Genomic DNA, 21,165 nt, shown 5'->3' with positions numbered 1-21,165 from the left:
GTTCCCGTCCTAGGCTCCGGACCGGAGCACGAATCCCAGCACTTGTCTGCGGTACCAGCGCCTCGCCGCGGGCCCGCCGTCACGCGCGGCCCTGCGCACGAAGTGCTCGAGCAGCTCGGCATCCACCACATCGCGATCCTCGGGCGGCACGACCCATTGGATCATCTGCCGGACGAGACCCGGCGCTCGCTCTCCCGTCGCCTTGTCCGCCTTCGAGTCCACCTCTGGGTCCACTTCGGGTTCCACGATCAGTCGTCCAGCACGGGCTCGAGCCCTTCCCAGAGGCTCAGCATCGCGCGGCGCGCCGTCTTGAGCGGCTCCAGCGAGGCTTCCGTCAGCGCGAAGTAGCGACGCGGATACGGTTCGCCACTCTGCTCGGGCGACTCGAGCCGTGAAGTGAGCAAGCCCTTCTTCTCGAGGCGACGGAGCGCGATGTAGACCGCGGAAGTCGCTACCTCACGGCCTGTGCGCCGCTCGATCTCCGACACGATCGGGACGGAGTACGCCTCCCGTCCCAGTCTCAGAATCACCAAGAGCACCTGCTGCTCGAACCCACCAAGCCCTGTTCGTCCCATCGGCCATCTCCACTTGATCCAATCCATTGGATAGCAATGCTATACTATAGCGCCGCTATACTATAGACAAGGAGACGGCGTGAAGGGTTGGAATGACATCTCCAAGCCACTACCCTCGCCGTGTGCAACCCCCGTTCCGCAAGGTCCGACATGTTCCGACGCGTCTTCTTGGCGACACTCACCGCGCTCCTTCCCGCAATCGTCTCGGCCCAGGACCGCGGGCCGTTCGATCTGCTGATTCAGGGCGGCCGCATTCTGGACGGAACCGGGAACCGGTGGTTCCAGGCCGACATCGGGGTGCGCGACGGGCGCATTGTCGCGCTCGGCCGCCTGCAAGGCACGCGCGCCGACCGAATCGTGGACGCGAGCGGACTGTACGTCTCGCCGGGCTTCATCGACATCCACTCTCACGCCGACGACGGCAACGCACGCATTGGCGGTGCCACCATCCGCACGGACGAAGTCGAGCGGAAGGCCGCACCCAACGTGGTGTCTCAGGGCGTGACGACGGTGGTCGTGAACCAGGACGGGCGGTCGCCCTGGCCGATCAGCGCTCAGCGCTCGCTTCTGGAAGCTCAGGGAGTCGGGCCGAATGTCATGATGATGGTCGGCCACGGCACGGTCCGCCGCAGGGTGATGGGCGACGACTTCCGACGCCCCGCCACCGCCGAAGAAGTCTTGCAGATGCGGTCTCTGGTCCGCCGGGCGCTGGAAGAGGGCGCGGTCGGCATGTCGGCCGGACTCGAGTACGTGCCTGGGCGGTGGAGCACGACCGACCAGCTCGTCGCCCTGGCCCAGGAGCTCGTCGCCTACGACGCGGTCTACATCTCACACGAGCGCTCTGAGGGTGCCGACCCCATGTGGTACTGGCCGAGCCAGGACGAGCCGGGGCCACCGACCCTGCAAGACGCGATCATGGAGACGATCGAGATCGGTCGGCGGAGCGGCGCGCGCGTCGTCGCCTCGCACATCAAAGCCAAGGGCGCCCACTTCTGGGGCTCGAGCGGTTCCGCCATACAACTCATCCAACGGGCACGCGACGAAGGAGTGCGGATCTTCGCCGATCAGTACCCCTACGCAACGAGCGGCTCCGACGGGAACACCGTTCTGATCCCGCGCTGGGCGCTTACCGACCCCGGCGGCGGCCGGGGCGCCGGTGCAGGTTCGGATGACGACAATCGGCGTCCGCCCGCGGAGGTCCTCCGGGACAACCTCGCCGACGCGGAGAAGAACGCGATGATCCGCCGGGACATCGCGACATGGTGCAGATGGTGATCGATCTCCAGATGGAAGGTGACCCCGACCGGCGCGGCGGCGGCCGCATGCGCGGCTTCTCGATGTCCGAGATCGATGTCGAGGCCCACGCCGCCCAGCTTTGGGTGGCGACCGCGTCGGATGGCGGCATCGCCGTGGCGGAAGACGGGTCCGTGCATCCGCGCTTCTACGGCACCTTCCCGCGCAAGATCAGGCAATACGCGCTGAGGGCCGGAGCACTCTCCGTGGAAGCCGCGATCCGCTCGCAGAAGTCGCTGCCCGCACGTATCATGGGTCTCAACGATCGTGGCGAGATCCGCGAGGGGTACTGGGCAGACCTGGTCGTCTTCGACATGGAGACGATCGCCGACCGGGCGACGGTCTTCGAGCCCCACCAGCACGCAGCGGGGATCCACCAAGTCATCGTGAACGGCGAGTTCGTCGTCGACGGCGGCGAGATCCTGTACTCGCTGCCGGGCAAAGTCATCACCTCGCGCCGAGATGGCGCGCCGATCTCGGAGTAGAGACATGAACGACTCGAAGCTGGATGCCACGCGCCTCGTCTCAACCGCGGTCCTACGGACGTGGGGCACAGCTCTCGTTGTGGCGCTCGCCGCCTGCGCAGCTCCGGAGACGGATGGGGCGAGCGAAGCTCAGGTCGAACTGCAGCCGGGCGCGCGCTACCAACCCGGCACGGACATGGGGATCTACACCCCCGAGCAGCACGCTGACTACGACGGTCGCTTCATCGTAAGTGGCTCTCGGGTCCATCAGGTCGGCACGCTCGACGACGAGTCACCCTGGGACCACATGGGTGACGACGCGAGCAATGTGCGCGCTGTCGGGGGCACCATCGAGTTCGACATCGATGAGCGCGCGAACACGGGCACATTCCGCGCCCAGCTCGAGCTCCCCGAGGGCACCTACGTCGTGGAGCTCGATCGCTTCGAGGAGTTCTCGCCGTGTCACGACGGCGGCATCGCCGCGTTCCTGTACGAGCACGGCAACGCCGGCTGCGGTGACGCCAACTGGCCGAAGAGCCTGCTCTATGTGGCCGCGTGGGGCTGGGGGAGCGCAACGTTGAACGGCGAGCCGTTGCACGACGAATACCAGATCCACTTCATGGTCACGCAGGGCATGCGAGATCGTGAAACGCTCGTGGTACGGGGTGGAGCAGGCGCAGAGGCCGGCGCCGTGAACCCCGCGCAGATGCAGCTCGACTTCTACATCCGGAGTCCAGAGGCGAATGAAGCGAACCACCCGACCAGGGAGGTGTTCGACCACTTCTTCGCCATGGATGTCACCTGGCGGTGAGTGACGTCTAGATACGCCAAATCCCGCATGCCGAAGGACGCCCTCAACGACATCGAGCGATCAGCCCCGGGTCGTCCTCGCTCACCCGGTTCACCCGGGTCGAAACCGCGTGCGCTGCGAAGGTCCCCGTGGGCGCCGGCCGGAGCAGGGAGAGCAGAGTGCTCTCATCCGTGGCGCGAGACAGCCACGAGTCACGGTCCGGTGCCGCGACCACGACCGGCATGCGGTCGTGCACCGGCGCGGTATCCTCGTTCGCTTCCGTCGTCAGGATCGCGAACGTAAACCGAGGATCAGAACCCGGGCGTGACCACGACTCCCAGATCCCGGCGAACGAGAGCACGCCGCCGTCCGGCGGATGGAACCAGTGAGGCACCTTCCCCGCCGCGGTGCGCTGCCACTCGTAGAAGCCGTCCGCGGGGACGAGGCAACGTCGCCTTTGAAAGGCCTCTTGGAACGACGGCTTACTCGCCACGGACTCGGAGCGCGCGTTGATCAACCCCGACTTGGGCTCATCCACCCACGACGGCACGAGCCCCCACGTGAGCAGACCGATCCGACGGCCGTGCCGATCCTCGGCCACGATCGGGGCTTGCTGGCCGGGCGCGATGTTGTATCTGGGGACCAGGTCGAAGGTCAGTGACGAGACGTCGAAGGCCTCGATGAGGGCCTCTTCATCAGTCCCGAGCGTGTACCGACCGCACACGTGCTACCGCGGGTCCTGAGGCGTGACCACAGTTACTCCACGAATATCGCAATATCCTCGATCGGCTTCTTGGTGATCTCGGGTACGGTCGCGCTCTCGTCCGGATAGCCGCACACTAGAATCAGGAAGGCCCGTTCGTTGTCCGGGCGATCCAGTAGTTTGTTGAGGAACTTCATCGGAGACGGCGTGTGCGTGAGCGTAACGAGGCCGGCGTGATGTAGAGCCGTAATCAGTATGCCCGTTGCGATCCCGACCGACTCGGTCACGTAGTAGTTCTTCGCCTTTGTCCCGTCGCCCATCAACTGGTAGCTCTCGGAGAAGATCACGATCAGCCAGGGCGCTCGCTCCAGGAACGGCTTGTGCTCGTCCGTGCCCAGGTGCTCCAGCGCGTCCAGCCATTCCTTCGGAGCCTTGCTGCTGTAGAACTCGCGCTCCTCCTCCTCGGCTGCCTCGCGAATCCGCGACTTGATGTCGGGGTCACCGACGACGACAAAACGCCACGGCTGGCGGTTCGCACCGTTCGGCGCCGTGCCGGCGGCAAGCAGACACTGCTCGATCACGTCCCGAGGCACCGAGCGGTCGGAGAATTCCCGTACCGTGCGTCGACGACGCATCGTCGCGAGGAAAGCAGCAGCCTCGCGACGCATGTCATCGACCGAAAGCTCTTCGTAGGTGGAGAGAGGCACGAAGCGGGCGCGCGCCATGAACACTCCTTTCTGCTATCGGATCAACTCGCCGTATAGCTGCACGAACGAGTCCGTGGAGCCCGCTCGCGAAAGAACCTCCGCGGGCGATACGCCCAGAGTCTGCGAGAGCAAGCGCAAGTTGACCAGAGCCACGATGTCCTCCGGGGCGAGCTGGATCTCTCTCCAGCGGCTGGTGGGAAGGTCGCGAAAGCTCTGGTAGACCGAGGTCAGCGGACCCGTCGCCGCCTGGTCGGGGACAGGAACGTGGAGCTCCGGAGCGCCGACACCGTACCGCTCCGCCAGGCGGGCCCAACTCTCCCCCGAGCGGCGCAGGGCGACCAAAGCCTCGGGGACCACGCCGGCGCGGTCCGCGATGAACAGGATCACGGGGATCTCGTCGGGGGGCAGGCTCCAGTCGCGCAGGATCTCGAGCTCGAACGAAGGCACGTCGAAGAACTCTGCGACCGCTCGGAAGTACGCCTCCTGAGCTGCGTCAGGCTCCTGTGCCTCAGCCCCGGCGGCGACCAGCGCCAGAGCAAGCCACACCACCGCGGTACGTCGGATCGTGCCCACACCATCCTCCCACGAAAATCTAGGCTCCGTCTCAATCATGGGTCCGCTACACGAATCGGGCCAGAGGGACGCATCGCGCCATCGCGATGTCCCGGTGACCGCCGCAAGATTATGTCACGGTGACGGAACCGAATTCCTCCTTCGTGGCACGAATCTTGATATACAGGCTAGCGCAGCCTCGGTGGACGAGGGGTGAGAATCTAACGGGAGGCAGCCATGAGACAGGACGAGAAGGACAAGAGAGACGGGAGCGGCCAGCCGAGAGTGGCGGAAGAGCGTCTACAAACCCGGCAGGAGGTACACAACGCAGGTGACGACATCGTCTTCGACTTTACCGGGCTCCGCAAGCCCGATCTAGCGGATCTCGCCCTCATTCTCACGGCACGCCTTATAACCCCACTCCACGAGAGCGTTTGGGTGCGGGCGATCGACCCAACGACCGCCCGCGTGCTGCGGGCCCTGGGCCTGGACCATCTCTTCCGGGTCTATCCGAGTTCGGGCGAAATGAACTAGTGTCCTCGACAGAGGACGAATTGCGGCTGGGAATGCCGGGATCAGCCCGTCTTCTTGGCGTTCTGCAAGACTCGGTGGACACGCCGCTCTGCGGCTTTCAGGGGCGATTCCCCTGCAGCGTCAGCCTCGGCGAAGATCTCGTCCAGAGCATCGCCGATGCCCCGCACTCGGCGATCCAGCTCGGCGACGTTGCGCTCCCCCTGATGGATGAGCGTGAACGCCAACGCACCGCCCCCGTTCACGACGTAGTCCGGGGCGTACAGAATCCCGCGCTCGGCAAGCGCGTCCGCGTCGGCGTCCGATTCGAGTTGGTTGTTGGCCGAGCCCACGACCATATCACAGCGTAGGCGGGGTATGGTGTCAGGGTTGAGCGTCGCACCGACCGCGCACGGCGCGTACACGTCGCACGCGGTCCGGTAGACGTCGTCCTGAGTCACCACCTTGCCACCGATCTCCACGGAAATCGCGAACGCCAGCTCCTGGTCGAGATCGCACACGAGCACCGAACCGCCCGCCTTGGAGATCATGCGCGCCAGCGGGCCACCAACGTCCCCGACTCCCTGGACGAGCACCGTGCGATCGCTCAGTGCGTCACTGCCATGCCGGTGGCGGAGCGCCGATCGAATGCCGACGAAGACGCCTTGGGCCGTGAACGGCCCGGGATCCGACGGCGCGCCATGGATGCCGTGAATGCCGACCACGTGCTCGGAGACGCTCGCCACCACGCGCATGTCCTCCGGTGTGGTGCCGAGATCCTCACCGGTGCCGTAGGCCCCGTCGAGCACGTTCAGGAGTTCCCCGAATCGGCGGAGCAGGCCCCGTCGGTCTCCGTCGCTGAGCGGCCCCGGGATCGCGAGCACCGACTTGCCACCCCCACACGGGAGGTCCAGCGCAGCCCACTTGTGGGTCATGCCCCGTGCGAGACGCATCGCGTCGTGAAGTCCGTCCTCAGGGCGCGCATATTTTTTCATCCGGCACCCACCGACCGGGGGACCGAGGGTGTCGTCGTGCAGCGCAATGAAGATCCAGGTGCCGGTGGGCTCGTCGTACCGGACCACGACGCCGACGCCGTCCCACGCCTCGATCAGCTCGAGGAAGCTCTTTTCGTCGGCCACAGTCGTACGCCCGTGCCTTCTGATCAGCGGTCAGAGACGATCCTGGCGTAGCTCTCCGGATTCCACTTCGGTCGCTCCGCCGCGTTCCCTATGTCGACCCCGAGGTAGAAGACCAGCCTCGCGATCCTGGCCGCTTTCTCGGCGTCGATGCGATCGGGCTCGTCGTCCCGACCGTGGTAGTCGTCGTGGGTGCCGTTGAAAAAGAACAGGATAGGCACGCCTTTGCGCGCGAAGTTGTAGTGGTCGGATCGAAAAAAGAAACGCTGCTCGGGCCAAATATCATCGATGGCCGTCATGCGTAGCTCCGGGTGCTCGCGGTTCACTCGGTCGAGGCTCTCACCCAGGTCCGAGTGCTCCTTGCCGATCGCCACGATCGTGTCCGTCCACCTCCGGCCGACCATGTCCGTATTGAGATTCGCCACGAGCTGCTCGATCGGTACCGTGGGGTTGTCCGCGAACCACTCGCTGCCCCAGAGGCCCTTCTCTTCGCCGCTCACCAAGAGGAACACCATGGAACGCTTCGGCGGCAACGGTAGCGCGACCATCGCCTCCGCGATCTCGACTACTGCGATCGTGCCGGACGCATCGTCATCCGCGCCGTTGAAGATGGAGTCCCCGTTCTCATCGGGGCTGCCCATGCCGATGTGATCCATGTGCCCGGAGAAGACCACGTACTCGTCCTTCAGTACGGGGTCACTTCCGTCCAGGATGCCCACGACGTTCGGAGCGGTGATCATCTCGTCGCTCAAATTGATGGTGAGCGTGATCTCGAGCCCGGCGATAGCGTCGACCCTCACGTCGGCGCCCCCACGCGCCCGCAGCGAAGCTAGATCCACGCCATGAGCCTCGACGAGACGTGCCAAAGACGACTGGCGGATCTGCAGGCTCGGAGCCGACGTCCCGCCGCTGCCTTGCTCACCCCAGCCCTTACGGACGGAGGGGCGCAGCGCACGGACGACCGCTGCATCCCAATCCTGATCCCCCGCATCAGTCACGGTCATGATCGAGAGCACTCCCGCGCTCCGGAAAGCGGCGATCCCCGCCCGACTCAGGCCCGGGGAGTTCTCCGGCAGCACCATCACCGCATGTTTCCCCTGGACCGCCCCTCCTCCGATAGCGGCCTGGAGGTTGAGCGCGCCGGACACGATCGCGAGACCGCCGCTGGCCTCACCGTCCGGCATGCGGCGGCCAGGCAGCAGGTCCTCCCCAAAAGCGAGGCGGATTCCGCCTCCCGTAAGCATCGAGGTGCCGGCGTCGACCACGACCTGCCGAAGCGGATACTTCTGAATGAAGCCACCGTCCTCGGCTCCACCACGGAGGCCCATGCGCCGGAACTCTGACGCAATCCACTCCGCGGTCTTGTCCAGACCGGGACTCGGCGTATCGCGGCCCTGCATGGAGTCGTGCGCGATCACTCCGATACGCCACGCGTAGTCCTCCGGTGTGATCGTGGCGGCAGCTTGCTCTACGCCCTGCTGCTGGGCGGGTAGCGCCATGGGGACCACGAGCGCGAAGAAGGCACGGCGGAGATTCTGCGTCATGGTGTCGCCAGAAGGACGTCGTCGAACGAGACCGCGAAAGTTATCGGTTCGCGTCCAGACGCTCCAACAACACCTCGAGTTCCTGTACAGAACGGCGAGCCCGCATGACCAGCCACAACCCGTCTCTCAGTACGACGAGCTCCGCGACGCCGGCCTCATCGAGCGCGGCCAGCTCGGCAGGCTCCACGCCTTCCGGCAGATGCAGGAGCTCCAACGTGTCTAGCGGCGTGAGCCACTGGAGCGCACGCGTGCCTCCCGCGGCCGGACCCTCCTCGATGGCTTCAATGCCGATCACCTCGAACCCCGGGACCACCAACTGACCCTCGTCCCCGCCTCTCCGCCCCGAGTCGCTTCGGCCACGTCGTCGCTCCGATGCGTCGCCGGTCGAGAACGGGGCTCCGGCCGCCGAGCGGATCGCGCTCGTCACGACGGTCCGTCCGCGCCGCGCCGCGCGCTCCTCCCCGGCATCGGCGCTCGCCGCGCGAACGGCCACCGGGCGGGGAGCGGAGAGCACACCCTCGAGCCGACTCACGGTAGCCGCACTCGAACGGAGGAGGTCCACCAGCCCGCTCGCCTCGAGCGGCGGCAGCGCCGGCGCGCTTCCGAGCCGATCCTGGAGCGTCACCACGTCTATGGCCGCGAGCTCCTGAAAGAGCACTGGTCGGCCAGGCTCCATGACCAACGGATCGCCGCTGTCGGCTTCGGCGACGAGCGACTCGTCGGGATCGGCACCCCGGTCGCTCCCGTCCAGGGCCTGGGTCAGCAGGTCACGGGCGGACGCGTCCAGGTCTGGTACAGTGGGAGCCGCCTCGAGCTGCGGCAGCCGACTCGGGCCGTCGATGAGATCCATCGTGCCCAAAGGCACCGCCTGACCACCTCGTAGCGTCCAGCCCGCGCCGATCGCCAGAATGACCGACGCTGCCCACCCCATCCGGTGGAAGCGCCTGCCACGGGAAGCCTTCGGCGGGCTCGTCGCCTCCGCGCGCAACCGCAGCTCCTCGAGCGGGGGCAGCTCGACCTGCGGCAGCGGGCTGGAGAGGATCGCCATGGCCTGCTCTCGAATCCGCCTCTCTTCCTCCAGACGCGCCGCACATTCGGGACACGTCGCGACGTGCTCACGGATCGCTCGCCCGCGGCCCGACGGCAACTCGTCGAGCGCGCCGTCCAGATAGGCGTGCAGAGCGCCTTCGTCAACGTGCGACATCGACATGCTCCTTCCGGCTGTACGCTTCAGCCAAGCGACGACGTGCACGCGCGAGGGTCGTGCCCACCGCGCCTACGGAAAGTCGCGCCTGCTGAGCTATCTCGGTGTAACTCTGTCCCGCGTCCCAGAGGAGCAGGACTTCACGATCTCGTTCGCTGAGCGCGTCGAGCGCGTCCCGGACCTGGCCCATGCGCTCACGCTCCGCCAAGTCACGCGCCGGGTCCGGCGCGGATTTTTGTCGATCTTCAGTCTCACTCTTCAGGAGGGTGAGGTGGCGTTTCCGCCGGATCGCCGTCCGGGCCTCGTCACGGGCGAGGTTGGACGCGACCTGGAAGAGCCACGCGCGCGGCTTCTTCGGCTCATGGCGGAGCGCCCGGACGAATGCTTCCTGAGCCAGATCCTGGGCTCGCTCCAGGTCCCACACCTTGCGGTGTAGGAACCGGACCAGGTCCGGGAACGTGCTGCGATACACCTCTGTCCAGTCTGCGCTCACGGCGTGCCCCCTCCGACCCGGAACCGTTGCACGAGCTCTTCCAGCGTCGTGTCGGTCAGTTCCTCTATCCCGTCGTCAGCTACGCGGAGGCTCACGGCGGCCCCCGCGATCAATACATGGTTGAGCTCTTTCAGCACCTCTCGGATCTCCGGCAACGCCGCAACCAGTTGGAAGTAGACAGCGCTGAACGCCTTCACCTCGATCACAGTCTGGTCTTCGCTGTGGGCCTCGTCCGTCCACACGCCGTCGTCTAGCATGAAGACTCTACCCGCCAAGACGCGTGTGTTCTCCCGCCGTTCCCGGAGTGAAGCGTCCAGTTCCATTTCCATCGCCCGCATTTCGTTCACCGACGTGAGCAAGCGACGGGCGCGCGCGACAACCGCTTGGCGCACTGCAGCCTGGCCGCTGGCGCGCGCCGCCGCATCTGCCGCCCGCAACGCGGGTCGCACCCGCGAGGCCGCGGCACCCTGGACCTGTGGCAGCTTCAGCGTGAACGGAGTGGCGACGACCGGCTCTTGTACGAGGTACGATGTGTAGCGACTCGGGAGTCCGTATCGCAGCGCGAGGTCACGGATCTGTTTGATCAGCTCCGCCGTCTCACCCTCGGTCCAGAGTTGCCGTTCTAGGTGACCGAGCTTGCGCGACGCCCACAGCCGCGGGATGTACGAGTTGGCCGTGCTCGCCTGAGGGAATCGTAGCTCGGTGGTGAACTCGAGTGCCGTGCCGGCACGCATGCCATCGACTGATATCTGCCCCAAGCCTTCACCCGTGAAGCGCCCGAAGAGCACGAGCTCTTGCCCGGCGAACACGTCGGGGAGACGCGTGGGATACACCTCGATCAAGCGGTTCGGCCCCCCGTCCAGCTCGAGGTCCGTCAGAATGGGATACCGGATCTTGGCGGCGAGTAGTCCGACTACGCGCTCGACGCTCTCGCCAGGCTGGATGTAGTCGGTGCTGCCACGACCCGCCTCACCGAGCCGATCGAGCAGGTGCGTGTTTACGTCGTGCCCCACGCCGAAAGCGAAGACCCGCGCTCGGTGCGCTTCCCGCTCCGCCTGGTCCGCGAGCCGCTCCGGAGACCGCTCACCTACGGACGGCAGCCCGTCGGTCATGAAAACGACGATCGGGAGGCGTTCCGCGGGACTCCGCAAGCGAAACGCCTCGCTCAACGCGGCTCCGATGTCGGTGCCGCCGTTCGCAACGAGCTCGTCGATCCACTCGCGGCCGCGTGCGAGTTCGTACCCGGTCGCGTCACGCCAGCCCTCGCTGTGCATGCTCACGGCGTCCGAGAACGAGATCAGTCGGAATCGATCGTCCCGGTCGAGCGAAGCCAGCAGTTGGTAGACCGCCTGTTTGGCCTGGTGGATCTTGTCGCCCGACATCGAACCCGAGACGTCGAGCACGACGGTCACATCCCGGGGTGCGGCTTCGCCCCTGACCCGCCCCGGAGACAGCGTGAGCATGAAATAGCCGTCTTCCCCGACAGGCCGATGGGTCGCAACGGAGAGCCCCAGGTCGTTGTCGGCAAACGGCAAGAAGACCGAGAAACGCCCGAGGACTTCCTCTTCCATCGTCACGACCATGGCGTCGCCATGCCGTTTGACGTCAATCTCGTGTGTGGGCGAGAACGGTTCCAGGAACCGCGAGGCATCGGCGACATCGATCTCGAAGGACATGTCGACGAGAGCGGGCAGAGGACGCGCGCCCCGTGACTCGTCGCCCACGCGTCCGTTCATCCTCTGAACAGCACCGGCGTACACCAGTTGCAGAGCGTTACCCGCGCGCGGCAGGACCTGTGTGTAACGCAGGGTGACCTTTCGCTCTTGTCCGGGCTGGATCGGGAAGATACGGGCGCGTAGCAGCCCGTGCCCGACGAGCTCGATGAGCGCGGGGTCCCCACGCCGACGAACGATGCTCTCATAGATCTCGCGAGCCTCATCGGCATCCATGATCTCTCCGCGCAGCTCCGTATCGCCCTGGAAGAGCGAGAAGCCTTGGAAGACGGACTCTCCCGGCAGTGGGTAGAGATAGTCACCCTCTGCGATTCCCTCGCCATCGTTTCGGAACCACTCCGAGACCTCGACGACCGCGACCCGCCCCTCGACACGAATGCGTACATCGCTGCGCGTCTTGTCGACCGAGAACCCGCCCCGGAGGATGCGAGGTTCGATCCAGCCCTGCGCCGCAAGAGACGACGCACTGAACAGAAGCACGGCGAGTACGCCCATCCCCGTTCGTTCCCAGTACCTCACCCGCATCGCGCACCTCCCCGTCCGTTTGCTTCCTTCGCCCTGTTTGACGCACGAAGCATGCCCCCTTGCACACACCAAGTCGTCTGGCCTCATTCCGGGTCGGCACATCGGCATCTAGCAGCCCGTGGTAGAAGTACAGTGGGCCGCCACCCGCAAGCGGGTCCCGGGGGTCTCGCGAGTTCAATAGTAGGAACGACGACGAGTCGTAGTTGTTCGGGCACCGCCGCCGAAGGCGGTGGTCCGAGGAGGAGAGACGACCTATTGGGCCGCGACCGGGCACCGCCGCGAAGCGGTGGTCGCGCCCGACACCGAGTGTGACGATACTTACCGGTTCGTGGGTTACGGTGGCACGGCCCCATCTCCGTCGTTGGAGCTCCTCGACGTAGCGACGGCTATGCCTTCGAAGCTCCGCCTAGGATCTGGGGCCGTGGCACCGTAACGCGGCCCGCTGTACTTCTACCACGGGCTGCCGTGGAGGAACGACCGTGAAGATCGTGGTACTGGGCGGCGGACGAGTCGGAAACGCGATCGTGCGTGATCTGGCCGCAGAAGAAGACTTTTCGGTACTCGTCGTCGATGTCGACCCGGTCGCGGTCGAACGCCTGACGGAGTACGGGGCCGACGGTGTCGTCGCGGACCTGTCGGACCCGAAAACGGTGTCGCAGGCGGTCGCGGACGCCGACCTCGTCGTGAGTGCGGTGCCCGGCTTCATGGGCTATGCGACGGTCGAGCGTGTCCTTCAGGAAGGACACCCTGTAGTGGATATCTCCTTCTTCCGAGAAGACGCATTCGGCCTGGACGATCTCGCGAAGGAGGCAGGCGTCCCGTGCCTCGTGGACTGCGGTGTCGCACCCGGGCTGAGCAACATGATCTTGGGCCGACTCGAAGAGCACCTCGACGAGACCTACAGCTACCGCTGTCTCGTCGGGGGACTCCCCGTCGAGCGGGCGTGGCCGTGGGAGTACAAGGCCCCGTTCAGCCCCGGGGACGTGATTCAGATCTACACGCGGCCCGCCCGCCTGCGTCGCCAAGGGGTCGAGATCACGTTACCCGCGCTCTCTGAGGTCGAGCTGGTGGAATTCCCGGGGCTCGGCACGCTGGAAGCCTTCAACACGGACGGTTTGCGCTCGTTGCTCAAGACGTGCAAAACGCCCGAGATGGTCGAGAAGACCATGCGATACCCGGGCCACGCCGAAAAAATGCAGATGCTTCGCCAGGCCGGATTCTTCTCCACCGAGAATATCCTCGTCGCATCCGGCGAAGCGAGGCCGCGCGATGTGACGGAAGCCCTGCTCATCGGCGCGTGGCAATACGAAGAGGGCGAGCCCGACCTGACCGTGATGCGCATCGTGATCGAGGGCGCGAAGGACGACCACGCCCTTCGACACACGTACAACCTGCTCGACTACTACAATACGGACACGGAAACGTCGTCGATGGCGCGCACCACCGGATACACGTGTACCGGCATGGTGCGCCTCGTCGCCCGACGGCTGTGGACCGAACCCGGTGTGGCTCCGCCGGAGGTCGTCGGTCGCAACGCCGAGTGCTTCGACTCCGTGATCAAGCACCTCGAGGACCGCAACGTCCAGATCTTCCAGAGAGTGGACGAGCTGTAGCAGGCTGAGCCTTCCAGGCTACATCCCCGGAGCCGCCACCCTCAGGACAGGGAACAGTCCCTGCTCGATCTGCTGATCGAGGATCGCCCACGCGACGAAACCGTCGTCCGAGCGCGGCTCGAGTAATGTGAACGCCAAGCGGCCCAGAGGCTGATCGACTGAGACGTACGCGGTACCCGCCGGAAGCGTCTCCACCGTCGGGACCCACTCTCCGTAGATGGTGCGCTCGGTCCGGCCCTGGAACTCGCGGCCCGCAACCGTTGTCGAGTCGATTCGGAACCGCTCGACGGGCAACTCGCGCTCGGTCGCGTAGCGCACCACCGTGATGCCGTGAGCCTCTAGACGCTCGATCGCGGCCTCCGCGTCCGGTAGAACGTAGTAGGCCTCGGGCGCGATCGATGTCTCGGTGGGCGTGAACGTACCGTACTCGTACATGCGCGTCGGATTCACGACATCTCTGCGCAGCAGGATGACCCGGCCGGTGTACGGATGGCGCTGCTCCTCGACCTCGCCCATGAGGATCGTCACTTCCTCCGCAGACCGTTCCGCCTCCGCACGAGTCGCGAGCTCGATGCCCACGACGCGCAGACGGTCCGCGGCCTCCACGATCTGGCGAATCTCGGAAGCGTTCTGCTCGGCATAGTCGAGGATCTCCTCGACGAACCAGAGCGTGCCGCGAACCCGGTCCTCGAAGCTCGCATACGCGTACGCCTCACTGAGGATCGCGATGCGGTTCCTGAGCCCGACATAGTTGTTGTTGAAGCGTGGTCGGTGGTCGAAGGTACGCCAAGCGGCGCCACCACCACCACGTCCCCCGGTGTTGCCGTAGTAGTAGTAGTCCCAGCCGTGCTTCTCCTTGATGCGGCGGGTCAACTCGGGCAACCAACGATCGCGGAGCAAAGCGTCGATCGACGCGGGCGTGTTCGGGTGCAAGGGGGGCGAGTACGTCAGATAGTACGCGTGCCGAGTCCCGTTGGTGGTATGCAGGTCCACCACGACATGAGGGTCGTACGCGTTCAACATCGCGACGAAAGAGCGGGCCTCGGGAGAATCGAGCTTCGTGTGGTCGCGATTGAGGTCGAGACCTTGCGCGTTGGGGCGCTGTCCCATGCCGCCGATCGGACCGTGCTGGCGCGGACGGTTGTTCAGCGAAACGCGCTCGTTCCCGTCCGCGTTGTAGATCGGGGCAACGAGCAGGACCAGTTCATCGGTCCACGTCGGGTAGTCGCCCGTCGCGAACCGCCGGAGCAGCATGAGAAGAGCTTCTTTGCCACACGCCTCGCCGCCATGGATGTTGCCCTGCAGATAGACCCGAGTCTTGCCCGTCGCGAGCACCGCTTCCGGGCTGGCGTCCGAGGCCCCGAGGACCAGCAGCGGCAAAGACCGGCCCTCGTTGGTATATCCGAAGGAGGTGAGATGCATGTCGGGGGACAGATCAGCGAGCCGCTCGGACAGCTCCATGACCTCGTCGTACGAGCTCGTCTCCCGGAACTCGGTGCGTTCCGCGCGGGTGAGCAGGTCGCTGAACGCCTGCCCCGACAGGGGAGGTGCGACGACGAGAGACACGAGAACGAAATGCGCAAGGGTGTTCCGAACGGCGAACATGTGGACTCTCCCGGCGCGTGGAATCCGTCTGGGGAAGGGCCAAGCTATCTCGACCCTCGTCAGCTGGCCACGCCCCCGAGGGAAGCCGCGGAGGAAGGGGCTCGGAGTTCCACTTCGTGGGCGTGATCTTCGCCGTCGCTCAACACGGAGCCTCCTCAGGCTCAGACCGGCGCCGAATCCATGGAGGCACTCCCGGAGGGTTGTGCCCCGCAGGCCCAGCCCTTACCGTGCACGCATCCCCCCGCAGAAGCGACACGATAGTCCGGCGCGCGTCGCGGGTTTCCCTCCCAAGCCGGCCAGTCGGCCAGCGGCACCGGCATCGGTGCCCAGGAGAATCGGGAATCCTCTGGACGGCCATGCAATCCGCTGGGTCCGTCCCTACCACAGCCCCATTCAACTCGATGAGCGTTGGGACTGTCCCGTCCAACAGGAACGGCGGCGGCTTCCCTGAAGCACCATGAACGAAAAGCCCCTGTACGAGAAACCGATGGCCATGGACCATATGAAGCCCGCGGCATCCGGTTTGAGGCACCTCTCGCCCGGACAGGCCGTGTTGTTGCCGGGCGCGTTCATCGCCGGGCTCCTCGCACTCGGTCTTCTCCTGCGACCGGTGGGGGTCGTGAGTCAATCGATGCTGGGTGCGGGGGGCTTGCTTCTGGTGTGGGCAGTCATGCTCTACGTGGCGGCGAGACGCTCGGGTCGGACGCTGTTACTGGAGGTCACGCTGTTCAAGCACCACTGGGTGCAGGCGTGCACACAGGTGGTGATCTACGCCTTCTGGGCATGGTACGTCCCCGAGATCCGCGTCTACTGGCCTTTGCTCCTCGCCCAACTACTCTTCGCGTACGGGTTCCATATTCTGCTGACCTGGTCCCGGCGCGACCACTACGGGCTGGGTTTGGGGCCCGTCCCGATCACGGGTAGCTTCAACCTCTTCATTCTGTTCAGACCGGAGTGGTTTTACTGGCAGTTCGGGATCGTCGCGCTCGCGTTCCTCGGCAAGGAGCTGATTCGATGGGAGAAGGACGGGCGCTCGGCGCACATCTTCAACCCGTCCTCGTTCGGCCTCGTCGTCTTTTCGGCGGTGCTGATCCTGACCGGGACGACGGATCGAACGCTGGGTGTGGACATCGCTTCGTGGTTGGTTTACGCCCCCAATGTGTACACGGTACTCTTTCTGGTCTCGATACCGGTTCAGCTCCTCTTCGGCGTCGCGACGATGACGATAGCGGCGTTCGTCACGACGTACGTATACGGCCTCGCATACTTCGGCGTGACCGGCACCTACCTCTTCTTCGACGCGTACATCCCGGTCGCCGTCTTCGTCGGCATGCTCTTGCTGATCACCGATCCGGCCACCTCCCCACGCACCGAGTCGGGCCGAATCGTCTTCGGCGTCCTGTACGGACTCGGTATCATGGCGACGTTCGCGCTTCTGCGTATGGCGGACTTACCGGCCTTCTACGACAAGCTGCTGCCCGTGCCCATCCTGAACCTGCTGGTCCAGGTCATCGATCGTGCCGCGGTGGCGGGAAAATTCAAGCTTGTGGACTTCTCGAAGCTCGGCCAGAAGCTCAGCGCGGCACAACGGCGCGCTGCCATCGTGGGGATCTGGGCCTGCGCGTTCGTCGCGATCAGCGCCGCCAAGGGCGTCGGTGACGAGCACCGGGGTCAATGGGTGCCCTTCTGGCAAGAGACCTGCGAGGAGGGGTCCACCCGCGCGTGTGACCACCTGGCGGTGCTCGAGCAGAATCTCTGCCTGGCTGCGGATTCGGGTTGGGCCTGTAACGAGCTGGGCATCCTGCTCGCGACGCTCGATTACGACCGATCCGAGATCGGGGGTGCGTTCAACCGCGGGTGCACGTTGGAGTTCTCCACGGCGTGCGAGAACCTGGAGCGGATGACGACCGGCACCGAGACGTTCGTGAGCGCCCGCCCCCTCCCTGGAGATCTGCCGCTCATATTGAGAGGCAGCAAGGGACCGCTACGCGAGCAAGACTCGGACGCATTGTACGCGCTCGCCTGCGAGCGAGGGTTTCGGAGCACTTGCGGAATGCCCTAGTTTTAGGACAGGACTAGGCTTCGCAGCCGCGTTGAATCGGGCGTTGATCTGGGTCTCGGTTGGTAGGGAGCAGGTTCGGCGCTACGAGATGGCAGGTCGGATGACGGAGGTCGCGCCTGGTCACGCGATCCGTTATCAACCTGAGCATCCGTCCGCTCGGCTTCGACGGCGCGGACATCCTCACGGTTCAGATCACGCTGCCTGACGCGGGCCACGAGGAGGTGGACGCGCGTCTGCAATTCTTCACTCTGGCTCGGGAAGCCGTTTCCGGACTTCCAGGACTTGGTGCCACCGAGCCGACGAACGTACTGCCGCGCGCCGGCATCGGCGCGCGGCGATCCATCGAGATCGAAGGGGTGGAGCAGCCGGTAGGCCGAGCCGCGCGCATGGCGGAGTTATCCAACTACTGGGGCGGAGAGGCTTTTTCCGAGGTGGAAACGCGATCGTTGCGCGATTTTATCGCGGATCACCCCACTATCGGACTATTCGTCGATTTTCACACAGGATCGGGTGGCTTCGTTCAGGGTGTGACGGGTTGCTGGACACCGGACGATCCCGTAGAAGACGTGATGGCTGTGCTCAAGGAACACGCTCCGTTCGTCCTGAAGCCCTTTCTGCCGGATGAAATTCCCCCCATCAGTGGCATGTCCACCGACTACGTATCCGTCCGAAGACGACGAAGAGCGAGGCAACGAGGAAGGGGAGGGTCCGTGAACTCCAACGCGCACAGCCGATGGGTCGAACGCCCAGCGAACCCTCGGTAGATCAAGTCTCCGGGCTAGAGCGGGCTAGAGCGAAGGGCCAGGATGGGTCGCCCGGTGAAAGCACTAACCGATCCCCCACCTTGGCGCCGATCCAGGGGGTCGCCGGTTCGGAATCCGGCCGTCCCGACTGAGGCTTCGCAGCTTTCTGCTGTGGGACCTCTTCGTCTTAAAGGAGGTTCACTCACGCCAGGCGACCATGCGGCGGGTCGCACCTCCGGGGATGCGGTAGACGCGCCCATATTTGCACGGGCTCGGCCAGCAACGTAGAGGAAGGGCGCCTCGCCCGCTCGACCATGGCAGCGGGACATCTACGCCAGCGTGATGACGTGACGGACGAGCCGGAGCAGCCGGGGCCGAAGTGAAGCCCTACGTCATCGAGCGTGACCGCGTCGTCCTAGGTCGCCACAGCGACCGTCGTGATCTTCTCCAGCGCCCGCTTCACCTTCATGTCCCGGCCCGTTTCCCAGAGGTCCTGAGCCTGCTGGATGTTCAGCCAGAACTCGGGCTCGATGTTGAACAACTTGCCAAGCCGTAGGGCGGTGTCCGGCGTCACACCCCGCTTTCCCTTCACCAGCTCATTGACCCTCACCCTCGACACACCTATCAGGTCGGCGAGCTCCGCCTGCTTCATCCCGAGCGGCTTCAGGAAGTCCTCGAGAAGGATCTCCCCTGCAGGTGTCGGGCGTATCTTTCGTACCCAGGCCATCTTCGTTCCCCCTTTCTGCGGCCCCCCTTGGGGAGGCCCTTTCGAATGTCGTGCCCCGATCAGTCGTGGTAATCGACCACCTCCACGTCGGCAGGACCGGCGTCGGTCCAACGGAAGCAACTCCGGTACTGACTGTTGATCCTGATGCTGTGCTGGCCCTTCCGATTGCCGTGCAGCTTTTCCAGGCGGTTGGACAGAACCTTCGCCAGCGAGCCGAGCGTAGGCGCGAAGTCCAAGATGTTGACCTTGCGGCAAGCGATCCTGTGCAGCTCGACCGGCAGTACCTTGCGGGAAGTCTTGGTATTCTCGCCGTCTGCGATTTCCCGAGTAGCCTTCTTTTTGAACGAGACGAGCATCTTGTCAATCTCCCTGACTAACGTTAACGATATACGTTAATCGTGTCATGGGATGAACCTAGCCGTCTTTGGGGCCTACCCGCTCGTCGCCACCCCAAGTGCGTGCGCGCGCCCAACAGCAGTCCGTTGCAAAGCTGCGCGCGCTCAAGGAAGCTCCTGGAACGCAATCATGAGGGGACTTCAGGAAATCGCTCCCGCACTGACCCGCGCCTGGGTGGAGTGGTACACGAACGGCATGCCAGCGGAGCTTCGCGACGTGCGGCGGGCCGAGGTTGATTCGGACCTGTGGGAGCGCTGCATCCAGTGCCACACGCTCGTGTCTGACCTGCCACCTAGGCGATGTCGAAGCCTGCCTCTTCCAGGGCATGCTTCTGAGCCCGGTCCTCGCTGACGACCTGCCCATCGAACAGATGGACGGACCGGTCGGCCATGTGTGCGTAGCGCGGATCGTGCGTCACCATGCAGATCGTCGCTCCCTCGGCATGGAGCTCCAGCATCAGCTCCATGACCGCGTTCCCGTTCTTCGAGTCCAGGTTACCCGTCGGCTCGTCCGCCAGTAAGATAAGCGGCTTGCCCACGATCGCTCTCGCAACAGCCACACGCTGTTGCTGACCACCCGACAGCTGGCTCGGGTAGTGGCCCATCCGGTGCGCCATGCCCACGCGCTCCAGAGACGTCTGCACCCGCTCCTTGCGTTCCGCCCCCGGCATGCCGCGGTACGTCAACGGCAGCTCCACGTTCTCGTATACCGTCAGGTCACCGATCAGGTTGAACGCCTGGAAGATGAACCCGATCGCCTGGTTGCGGATCTTCGCCCGCTGGCTCGACGTCAGCTCCTCCACCGGCGTGTTGTCCAGCAGGTAATTGCCGCTCGTCGGGCTGTCCAACAGCCCCAGAATCGACAGCAGCGTCGTCTTGCCGCAGCCCGAAGGCCCGGCAATCGATACGAACTCACCCGTCGCGATCGACAGGTTGATGTTCGACAGCGCGTGCGTCTCCACTTCCTCCGTGTAGAAGACCTTGCTCAGGCCCTCCATGTAAATCAGCGGATGATCTCCAGCCATCGTCGTATCTCCCGTCCTGTGTGCCTCGATCACCGAGGTCGGCGACGCCGCGCCCCGTGAGGTCAAGTGTGTGAGTCATAGACGGGATTCACCCTCGAATAGTTGCAGGTCCGCCATCCCTTCGATCCCGCTCGACTGCCAAAGTTGGGATGGCGGGACGCCAGCCGGGAGCGGCACGTACCCGGCCATTGTCACAGTTCCCCTCCTTCAACTGTAGCCTCGAGGTAGGCCCGGCCCCGGCGGATGACCGAATCGGCTGCTTGAGAGAGCAGCACCAGGCCCTGAAGAGCTTTACGGCGGGTCCCCGGAGCCATCTCGAGCAGCATGCGGTCAACGCGCTCGGGATCGAGCAGCGTCCCCGCCGAACGAAGCCGCTCGCCGGACTCGGTGAGTCGCACGTTCATCACCCGGCGGTCGGTCGGGTCGGGCTCCCGCGTGACATACCCCGCTTTCTCGAGGCGCGTCAGGTTGAGCGACATCGTCGAAGCCGTGACGCCGAGGTGATCGGCGAGCTCCCCCACCATCGTGGGATCGGCCGAGTCCAACTGGCTCAAGATGCTCGCCTGGTGCGCGCTCACGACCCCTCCGTCCACCGGATCCTGCACGTACCGCGTGCGACAGGCGAAACGGATGCGCCGATAGGCGCTGAGCACGGTTTGCACATCCGACATGGGCACTCCTGAGGGATTCAGCCACGCGGGGCAGTCGAATTGGATTTGGCTCGATCATAATTACTTTGATTCGTCAAATCAATATATATGGACAT

Annotated in this window: 22 protein-coding genes; 7 read left to right on the top strand and 15 right to left on the bottom strand. The window is 65.0% G+C overall.

Annotated features, from left to right (window positions below):
- Positions 1-9: 9 nt before the first annotated feature.
- Positions 10-246 carry a hypothetical protein gene (locus IIB36_11165; protein MCH7532299.1) on the bottom strand — a complete coding sequence of 79 codons (237 nt, stop codon included), beginning with the start codon at positions 244-246 and terminating at the stop codon, positions 10-12.
- A 2-nt stretch (positions 247-248) separates the two neighbouring features.
- Entirely contained in the window at positions 249-575 is a 327-nt protein-coding gene (locus IIB36_11160) for a helix-turn-helix transcriptional regulator (GenBank protein MCH7532298.1), read from the bottom strand.
- A 150-nt stretch (positions 576-725) separates the two neighbouring features.
- Between IIB36_11160 and IIB36_11155 the strand changes: the two genes are divergently transcribed.
- Genes IIB36_11155 through IIB36_11145 form a run of 3 tightly spaced genes read left to right on the top strand, consistent with a single transcriptional unit; the run spans position 726 to position 3,143 of the window.
- On the top strand, positions 726-1,850 hold the full coding sequence (locus IIB36_11155) for an amidohydrolase family protein (GenBank protein MCH7532297.1): 1,125 nt from the start codon (positions 726-728) through the stop codon (positions 1,848-1,850).
- Positions 1,835-2,353, top strand: a complete 519-nt coding sequence (locus IIB36_11150) for an amidohydrolase family protein (GenBank protein MCH7532296.1) — start codon at positions 1,835-1,837, stop codon at positions 2,351-2,353. The genes IIB36_11155 and IIB36_11150 overlap by 16 nt, the downstream gene beginning before the upstream one ends.
- Positions 2,354-2,357: 4 nt before the next feature.
- Positions 2,358-3,143, top strand: a complete 786-nt coding sequence (locus IIB36_11145) for a hypothetical protein (GenBank protein ID MCH7532295.1) — start codon at positions 2,358-2,360, stop codon at positions 3,141-3,143.
- Positions 3,144-3,186: 43 nt separating this feature from the next.
- On the opposite strand, the gene IIB36_11140 is transcribed toward IIB36_11145, so the two are convergent.
- From IIB36_11140 to IIB36_11130, 3 genes are read right to left on the bottom strand one after another with little or no spacing between them, the layout of a single operon-like run.
- The gene (locus IIB36_11140) at positions 3,187-3,846 is read right to left on the bottom strand and encodes an SOS response-associated peptidase (GenBank protein MCH7532294.1); all 660 of its coding nucleotides are present in this window, start codon (positions 3,844-3,846) and stop codon (positions 3,187-3,189) included.
- Between the two features lie 32 nt (positions 3,847-3,878).
- Positions 3,879-4,550, bottom strand: coding sequence for a nitroreductase family protein (locus IIB36_11135; GenBank protein ID MCH7532293.1), 672 nt, complete (start codon positions 4,548-4,550; stop codon positions 3,879-3,881).
- Positions 4,551-4,565: 15 nt separating this feature from the next.
- Positions 4,566-5,105, bottom strand: coding sequence for a hypothetical protein (locus IIB36_11130; GenBank protein ID MCH7532292.1), 540 nt, complete (start codon positions 5,103-5,105; stop codon positions 4,566-4,568).
- Between the two features lie 216 nt (positions 5,106-5,321).
- On the opposite strand from IIB36_11130, the gene IIB36_11125 reads away from it, so the two are divergent.
- A complete protein-coding gene (locus tag IIB36_11125; GenBank protein ID MCH7532291.1) occupies positions 5,322-5,618 on the top strand; it encodes a hypothetical protein in 297 nt (98 codons plus the stop codon).
- A 41-nt stretch (positions 5,619-5,659) separates the two neighbouring features.
- Here IIB36_11125 and IIB36_11120 read toward each other — a convergent pair whose 3' ends face one another.
- From IIB36_11120 to IIB36_11100, 5 genes are read right to left on the bottom strand one after another with little or no spacing between them, the layout of a single operon-like run.
- Positions 5,660-6,733 carry a hypothetical protein gene (locus IIB36_11120; GenBank protein ID MCH7532290.1) on the bottom strand — a complete coding sequence of 358 codons (1,074 nt, stop codon included), beginning with the start codon at positions 6,731-6,733 and terminating at the stop codon, positions 5,660-5,662.
- A gap of 23 nt (positions 6,734-6,756) precedes the next feature.
- Positions 6,757-8,274, bottom strand: coding sequence for a M28 family peptidase (locus IIB36_11115; GenBank protein MCH7532289.1), 1,518 nt, complete (start codon positions 8,272-8,274; stop codon positions 6,757-6,759).
- Between the two features lie 40 nt (positions 8,275-8,314).
- Positions 8,315-9,478 (bottom strand): zf-HC2 domain-containing protein, encoded by a 1,164-nt coding sequence (locus IIB36_11110; GenBank protein ID MCH7532288.1) that lies wholly within the window; start codon positions 9,476-9,478, stop codon positions 8,315-8,317.
- Positions 9,465-9,971 carry a sigma-70 family RNA polymerase sigma factor gene (locus IIB36_11105; GenBank protein MCH7532287.1) on the bottom strand — a complete coding sequence of 169 codons (507 nt, stop codon included), beginning with the start codon at positions 9,969-9,971 and terminating at the stop codon, positions 9,465-9,467. The genes IIB36_11110 and IIB36_11105 overlap by 14 nt, the downstream gene beginning before the upstream one ends.
- Positions 9,968-12,229, bottom strand: coding sequence for a VWA domain-containing protein (locus IIB36_11100; GenBank protein ID MCH7532286.1), 2,262 nt, complete (start codon positions 12,227-12,229; stop codon positions 9,968-9,970). Before IIB36_11100 ends, IIB36_11105 begins: the two co-directional genes overlap by 4 nt.
- Before the next feature lie 413 nt (positions 12,230-12,642).
- On the opposite strand from IIB36_11100, the gene IIB36_11095 reads away from it, so the two are divergent.
- Positions 12,643-13,842: a saccharopine dehydrogenase NADP-binding domain-containing protein gene (locus IIB36_11095; protein MCH7532285.1), complete on the top strand. Its 1,200-nt coding sequence runs from the start codon at positions 12,643-12,645 to the stop codon at positions 13,840-13,842.
- A gap of 18 nt (positions 13,843-13,860) precedes the next feature.
- On the opposite strand, the gene IIB36_11090 is transcribed toward IIB36_11095, so the two are convergent.
- A complete protein-coding gene (locus IIB36_11090) occupies positions 13,861-15,447 on the bottom strand; it encodes a M14 family metallopeptidase (protein ID MCH7532284.1) in 1,587 nt (528 codons plus the stop codon).
- 457 nt (positions 15,448-15,904) lie between these two features.
- Between IIB36_11090 and IIB36_11085 the strand changes: the two genes are divergently transcribed.
- Both IIB36_11085 and IIB36_11080 read left to right on the top strand, forming a co-directional pair.
- Positions 15,905-17,509, top strand: a complete 1,605-nt coding sequence (locus IIB36_11085; GenBank protein ID MCH7532283.1) for a hypothetical protein — start codon at positions 15,905-15,907, stop codon at positions 17,507-17,509.
- 221 nt (positions 17,510-17,730) lie between these two features.
- Positions 17,731-18,273 carry a hypothetical protein gene (locus tag IIB36_11080; GenBank protein ID MCH7532282.1) on the top strand — a complete coding sequence of 181 codons (543 nt, stop codon included), beginning with the start codon at positions 17,731-17,733 and terminating at the stop codon, positions 18,271-18,273.
- Positions 18,274-18,667: 394 nt separating this feature from the next.
- On the opposite strand, the gene IIB36_11075 is transcribed toward IIB36_11080, so the two are convergent.
- The 4 genes from IIB36_11075 to IIB36_11060 all read right to left on the bottom strand — a co-directional run bounded on the left by IIB36_11075 (position 18,668) and on the right by IIB36_11060 (position 21,070).
- Positions 18,668-18,979, bottom strand: coding sequence for a HigA family addiction module antidote protein (locus IIB36_11075; GenBank protein ID MCH7532281.1), 312 nt, complete (start codon positions 18,977-18,979; stop codon positions 18,668-18,670).
- 59 nt (positions 18,980-19,038) lie between these two features.
- Complete coding sequence (locus IIB36_11070; GenBank protein ID MCH7532280.1) at positions 19,039-19,335, bottom strand: type II toxin-antitoxin system RelE/ParE family toxin; 297 nt, start codon at positions 19,333-19,335, stop codon at positions 19,039-19,041.
- A gap of 332 nt (positions 19,336-19,667) precedes the next feature.
- The gene (locus IIB36_11065) at positions 19,668-20,372 is read right to left on the bottom strand and encodes an ABC transporter ATP-binding protein (protein MCH7532279.1); all 705 of its coding nucleotides are present in this window, start codon (positions 20,370-20,372) and stop codon (positions 19,668-19,670) included.
- Positions 20,373-20,590: 218 nt separating this feature from the next.
- Positions 20,591-21,070 (bottom strand): MarR family transcriptional regulator, encoded by a 480-nt coding sequence (locus IIB36_11060; protein ID MCH7532278.1) that lies wholly within the window; start codon positions 21,068-21,070, stop codon positions 20,591-20,593.
- Between the last annotated feature and the right edge of the window lie 95 nt (positions 21,071-21,165).

The sequence above is a fragment of the Gemmatimonadota bacterium genome, assembly GCA_022560615.1.
In the GTDB taxonomy this organism is placed as follows: domain Bacteria; phylum Gemmatimonadota; class Gemmatimonadetes; order Longimicrobiales; family Gaopeijiaceae; genus UBA1138.
The sequence above is the reverse complement of the archived record's forward strand: the minus strand, read 5'-3'. Positions and strand labels throughout refer to the sequence as shown.